3 protein-coding genes are annotated in these 6,000 nt (G+C 71.3%); 1 reads left to right on the forward strand and 2 read right to left on the reverse strand.

Going from position 1 to position 6,000, the window contains the following annotated elements:
- Positions 1-28: 28 nt before the first annotated feature.
- Together D0D37_RS18620 and D0D37_RS18625 are read right to left on the reverse strand one after the other, a co-directional pair.
- Positions 29-994 carry an aldo/keto reductase gene (locus D0D37_RS18620; protein ID WP_116201824.1) on the reverse strand — a complete coding sequence of 322 codons (966 nt, stop codon included), beginning with the start codon at positions 992-994 and terminating at the stop codon, positions 29-31.
- 1 nt (position 995) lies between these two features.
- Entirely contained in the window at positions 996-1,784 is a 789-nt protein-coding gene (locus D0D37_RS18625; protein ID WP_116201825.1) for an SDR family oxidoreductase, read from the reverse strand.
- A 272-nt stretch (positions 1,785-2,056) separates the two neighbouring features.
- Here D0D37_RS18625 and D0D37_RS18630 point away from each other — a divergent pair.
- The coding region (locus D0D37_RS18630; protein WP_116201826.1) for a type I polyketide synthase at positions 2,057-6,000 on the forward strand (3,944 nt) is incomplete at its 3' end.

The following is a 6,000-nucleotide window of genomic DNA, read 5'->3' on the forward strand; positions in this document are numbered from 1 at the left end:
ATTCAGTTAACCGTCGCCGGGCGCGGCGTTACCGCATCGGGGACGGCGGCATCCAGACCAGCCGCGGGTCGGTCTGCACGAAGCTGCCCAGCAGCTGGTCGACCCGCATCAGCACGTCCAGATCGAGCCGGACGCCCGCTGCCTTCGCGTTTTCGGTCATCTGTTCCGGCGTGCTCGCTCCCGCCACCGCCGCGGACACGGTTTCGTGCTGCAGGGTCCAGGCGAGCGCGAGCTGTGCCATGGTCAGCCCCGCGTCGTCCGCGACGCCGCGCAGCAGCTCCACCCGGTCCACCAGTTCCGGGTACCGCAGCGGCCGCGCGTACGCCGGTCCGGTCGCGCGGGAGCCCGGCGGGACCGCGCCGTTGCCGTATTTGCCGGTCAGGACGCCTTGCGCCAGCGGGACCGCGGCGAACTGGCCGATGCCGAGCCGGTCGGACACCGGGATCACCTGTGCCTCGGCCACGCGCCACAGCATCGAGTAATGCGGCTGATTCGAGACCAGCGGCACGTTGTACCGCGCGGCCGCCTCGGCTGCTTGCGTCAGCTGCTCCGCTGTCCACTCCGCGGTGCCGACGTAGCGCACTTTGCCTTGCCGCACGAGGTCCGACAGGGTCAGGAACGTCTCCGCGATCGGCGTCTTGTAGTCGAATCTCAACAGCTGATAGACGTCGATGTAGTCGGTGCGCAGTCTCCGCAGCGAGCCCTCCAGCGACGCGATCAGGTGTTTGCGGCTCAGGCCCGTGTCGTTGGGTCCGGGGCCTTCGGGCCAGAACACGCCGGTGCAGAGGACGAGGTCGTCGCGGCGCGTGCCGGCGAACGCCTCTCCGTAAGCGGCTTCCGCGGCGCCGCCGTCCCAGGCCGCCGCCGTGTGGAACGTCGTGACGCCCGCGTCCAGCGCCGCGGCGACGCAGCCGGGCGCGTGGTGGTTGAACCAGTTGCCGTAGGCGATTTCGCTCACGGCGAGCCCGCTCGCGCCGAGCCTGCGGTACTCCACTTCAGCCTCCTTGGACGGCCATCTCGTCGATCCACGCGTCCACCGCGCCGGCCTTGCGGGCGAACGATTCCCGCACCGATTCGTGCGGCAGGATCAGGAACTCGTCCCGGGAGAGCCCGCGCACGACCGCGTCGGCGACGTCCTCGGGTTCGAGCAGCGGCGCGGCGGCCGCGATCGCCAGCGCGGCGGGGTGGCCGGCGGCGAGACCCGGCTCCAGCAGCGCGGTGCGGACGCCGAGCGGGCACAGCGCGCTGACCCGCACCCCGCGCGGCCGGTAGGTGATCGCGAGCCATTCGGCCAGCGCGACGGCCGCGTGCTTGGTGACCGAGTACGGCGCGTCGCCCGGCACTCCGAGCAGGCCGGCGGCCGACGCGGTGAGCAGCAGGCAGCCCTCGCCGCGGGCGAGCATCGAAGGCAGCACCGCCTGTGCGGCGTGGACATGCTGCATCACGTTGATTTCCCAGGACTTCGCCCACTGTTCGTCCGCGGCGTGCACGCCGGTGCCGAACGCGGCGCCGGCGTTGGCGCAGAACAAATCCACCTGCCCGAACTCGCTTCGCGCGCCCGCCACCAGCGCCTTCAAGTCCTTTTTGGACGTCGCGTCGGTCGCTGCCGCGACGGCCCGGCCGCCGGTGTCTCTGATCTCGGCCGCCACGCGTTCGGCCCCGTCCGCGTCGAGGTCGGACACGACTACCCCGCGCGCGCCCTCGGCGGCGAATCTGCGGGCCATGGCGGCGCCGATTCCGTGCGCCGCGCCGGTGAGCACGACTACCCGCCCGGTCAGTTCCACTCGCGCTCCACTATTTCCTGAGGCATTGTTACCGGGGTGAGCAAATTGTATTTCCTGACTGTCAGCCGCATGATAAAAGACCTGGTCAGGGGCTTGTGATGAGTTCGGTGCATGGTTCCGGACATTAGCACGGCAGGGGTGTCGATGGTACGCTCCGCGGCAATTATCCACTGCCGGTATTGCGTTTTCCGCGGTCGATGCGTTATTGCTGTAAACGGTTCCGCGACGATCACCCGCGCACCACTGCCCATCCCGGTACAGGAGGTCAGCCGATGGTCGAGCTTGTCCCGCCGTCGCACGCTCGACGGCTGCGGTGCCTGGGCGTGGGCGATCCCGACACAGTGGCGGCCGTCGCGCGCGGCGCGGGACTGGGCGTGCTCGACGGGACCGATCCGGTGGAGCTGCGACTGGTCGCGGCCCGGGTTCGCGTGCCCTACGGCGTGCGCACGGACGGTCCGGTGCCATCGGGTGCGGCCTTCGCGATCCGGACGAAAGCGCCGTGGCAGGGCGCGCTCGCCGAGGTGCCGGACGCGGAAACCGCCGCCGAAGCGGTCCGCGGCGGTGCGTTGGGGATCGTCGCCGCGGTTGGCGAGCTGAGTGATTTCGTTCTGCTGCAACAGCTTCTAGGCAGGTTCGACGTCCCGGTGTGGGGCCGCGTGGCCGGGCCGCGGACGGCGGTGGGCGCGCTCGCCGGCGGCGCGGCGGGGGTAGTCTTGCCGTCCGCGACGGAGGAGGGCGTTCGCCGGATCGTCGGGGCGGAGCTGCCCGCGACGTCGTTCGGCGATCGGTTGTGCCACACGCTGGGCACCGCCCTGCCGATCGTGCAGGGCCCGATGACGCGCGTCAGCGACCAGCCCGCCTTCGCCGCCGCGGTCGCGGACGCGGGCGGATTTCCCTTCCTCGCGGTCGCCACCGCGAACGGCCCGCGCACGGCCGAGCTGCTGCGCGGCACCGCCGAGCGGCTCGGCGACCGGCCGTGGGGCGCGGGCATTCTCGGCTTCGTGCCCGACGACCTGCGCACCGAACAGTTCGCCGCGATCCGGGCCGCCCGGCCGCGCTGCGTGCTGATCGCCGGCGGGAAACCGGGGCAGGCCAAGGCGTTGGAAGCCGAGGGCATCGCGACGTTCCTGCACGTTCCCTCGCCGATTCTGCTCCGCCAGTACCTCGACGCCGGAGTGCGCCGGTTCGTCTTCGAGGGAGCCGAATGCGGCGGCCATGTCGGCCCGCGGTCGAGCTTCGCATTGTGGGAAGAGCAGCTGGCGGTTCTCAAAGGGGAGAAGGACGTCGAGGTGTTGTTCGCCGGCGGGATCCACGACGCCCGTTCGGCCGGGATGGTCGCGGCGATGGCGGCACTGCTCGACGGTGCGGGCGTTCTGCTGGGGACCGCCTATCTCTTCACGAAGGAAGCCGTGCAGCACGGCGCGATCACCCGGCTGTTCCAGGAATGCGTGCTCGCCGCCGACACCACCGTCACCCTCGAAACCGCGCCAGGCCATCGCACGCGCTGCCTGCTCAGCCCGTACACGACAGAGTTCGAGCAGCTCAAGGAGAACCTGACCGACGTGCCCGCGCGGGAAGCCTGGCAGCGGCTCGAAGAGCTGAACACCGGACGGTCGCGGATCGCCAGCAAGGGCGTGCAACGCGATGGAACCCGGCTGAGCGCGCAGACCCAGCTCGCCGACGGGATGTACATGGCCGGGGAAGTCGCCGTGCTGCGCGAACGCCGGACCACGATCGCGGAGTTGCACGCCGAGGTCGCCTCGGGACAGACGTTCGCGCGGCCCGTCGAAGAGCCAGAGACTTCAAGCCGGGACATCGCGGTCATCGGTATGGCTGGTGCGTTCGCGGGCGCACCCGACCTCGAAGCGTTCTGGTCGAACATCCTGCGCGGCGAGGACTCGGTTACCGAGGTGCCGCCCGAGCGCTGGGATCCGGAAGTCTACTTCGGACAGCCGGCGTCGAAGTGGGGCGGGTTCCTGCCGCCGCTGCCGGTCAACCCGCTCGACTACGGCATTCCGCCGTCCGCGATGGGGAGCATCGACCCGGCGCAGCTCGTGTCGCTGGAGACCGCGCGCCGCGCACTGGCCGACGCTGGGTACGAAAACCGGGACTTCGACCGGGAACGCACGAGCGTCGTTTTCGGCGCCGAGGCAGGCGGCGACCTCGCCAACGCGAGCACGCTGCGCTCGCTGCTCGACGGCTACTTCGAGGAGGTTCCAGCCGAACTCCGGGACCAACTGCCCGAACCGACCGAGGACACTTTCCCCGGCACGCTCGCCAATGTGATCTCCGGCCGGATCGCCAACCGGCTCGACCTCGGCGGCGCGAACTACACCGTCGACGCCGCCTGCGGATCTTCGCTGGCCGCACTGGATCTCGCGGTCAAGGAACTGCGCGCCGGAACCAGTTCGCTCGTGCTGTGCGGAGCGGTCGATCTGCACAACGGCATCCACGACTACCTGATGTTCACCGCCGCCGGTGCGCTCTCGCCCACCGGGCGGTGCCGTCCGTTCGACGCGTCCGCCGACGGCATCGCGCTCGGGGAGGGCGTCGCCTGCCTGGTGCTCAAACGGCTCGCCGACGCCCAGCGGGACGGCGACCGGATCTACGCCGTGGTCAAGGGAGTCGGTGCGGCGAGCGACGGGAAGGCGCTCGGCCTCACCGCGCCGCGTCCGGAAGGACAGTCTCGGGCACTGGAACGAGCGTATCGCGACGCGGGGGTGTCTCCGGCGGACGTCGGGCTGGTGGAGGCGCACGGCACCGGCACGGTCGTCGGCGACGCGACCGAACTGCGCACGTTGACGAATTTCTTCGCCGACGCCGGAGCCAAGCCCGGCTCCTGCGCGCTCGGTTCGGTCAAGAGCCAGATCGGGCACACGAAGTGCGCGGCCGGGCTGGCCGGGCTGATCAAGGCGGTTCTCGCGCTGTGGCACGAGGTTGTCCCGCCGACGCTGCACCTGGCCAAGCCGAGCGCGGCCTGGGACGCGGCGGCCAGCCCGTTCACGTTCACCACCTCGGCCCGGCCGTGGGCGGACCCGGCCCGGCTGGCCGGAGTGAGCGCGTTCGGCTTCGGCGGCACCAATTTCCACGCCGTGGTCGGTGCGGGTCCGGTCGCTCCCGACCGGCGGCACGGGCTCCGGGACTGGCCCGCCGGAACCGGCGAGATCCTGGCCGGGATCACCCCTGCCGCAACCGATCCCGGCAAAGTAGCGTTCCTGTTCCCCGGCCAGGGCAGTCAGCGCGTCGGCATGCTCGCCGAACTGTTCGTGCACTTCCCCGAACTGGCCGACCTCCTGCGGCTCGCACCCGATGTCGCCGCTACCACCTTTCCGCCGAAAGCCTTCGACCCTGATGCCGTTGCGGCGCAAGAGAACGCGCTGACCGACACCCGCGTCGCGCAGCCCGCACTGGGGTTGGTCGAAACGGCGGTGGCGCGACTGCTGGACCAAGTCGGCGTCCAGCCGGACTTCCTTGGCGGGCACAGCTACGGCGAGCTGGTCGCGCTGTCCGTCGCGGGCGCGTTCGACACCGCGACACTCGTGCGGCTCAGCCGGGCCCGGGCGAAGGCCATCGCCGACGTCGCCGCGCCCGGCACGATGGCCGCGGTCAAGGCGTCCCGTGACGTCCTCACCGCGACCCTGATCGGCCCGGACGTCGTGGTGGCCAACCACAACGCGCCCGGGCAAAGCGTGCTGTCCGGGCCCGTCCCAGCGGTGGAACGGGCGATCCGGCGGCTGCGCGAGACCGGCATCGCGGCCAAACGGATACCCGTGGCCTGTGCGTTCCACAGCCCGCTGGTCGCCGGAGCGGGCGACGCCTTCGCCGCGGCGCTCGCCGAGGAGAACGTCTCGGAGCCCCGGTTGCCGGTGTGGTCGAACCGGGTGGCACGCCCCTACGAAGGCGACGTTTGCGGCGAACTCGCGGCGCAGATCGGCGCACCCGTCCGGTTCCTCGACCAGATCGAAGACATGTACGCGGCCGGCGCGCGGACGTTCGTCGAGGTCGGGCCCGGCCGGGTGCTGACCAGGCTGGTGGCGGAGATCCTCGGGGACCGCCCGCACATCGTCGTCGCGTGCGGACCCGACCTCAAGGGTTTCCTGACCGCGTTGTCCCGCCTCGCGCAAGCGGGCGTCGCCGTTCGCACCGAACGGCTGGCCCGGCCAGCGCGCCCCGACCCCGCCGCCACCGCCTGGGCAGTCGACGGCCGGTCCGTCCG

Origin of the sequence: Amycolatopsis circi (genome assembly GCF_003385235.1) — a bacterium.
Classification (GTDB): domain Bacteria; phylum Actinomycetota; class Actinomycetes; order Mycobacteriales; family Pseudonocardiaceae; genus Amycolatopsis; species Amycolatopsis circi.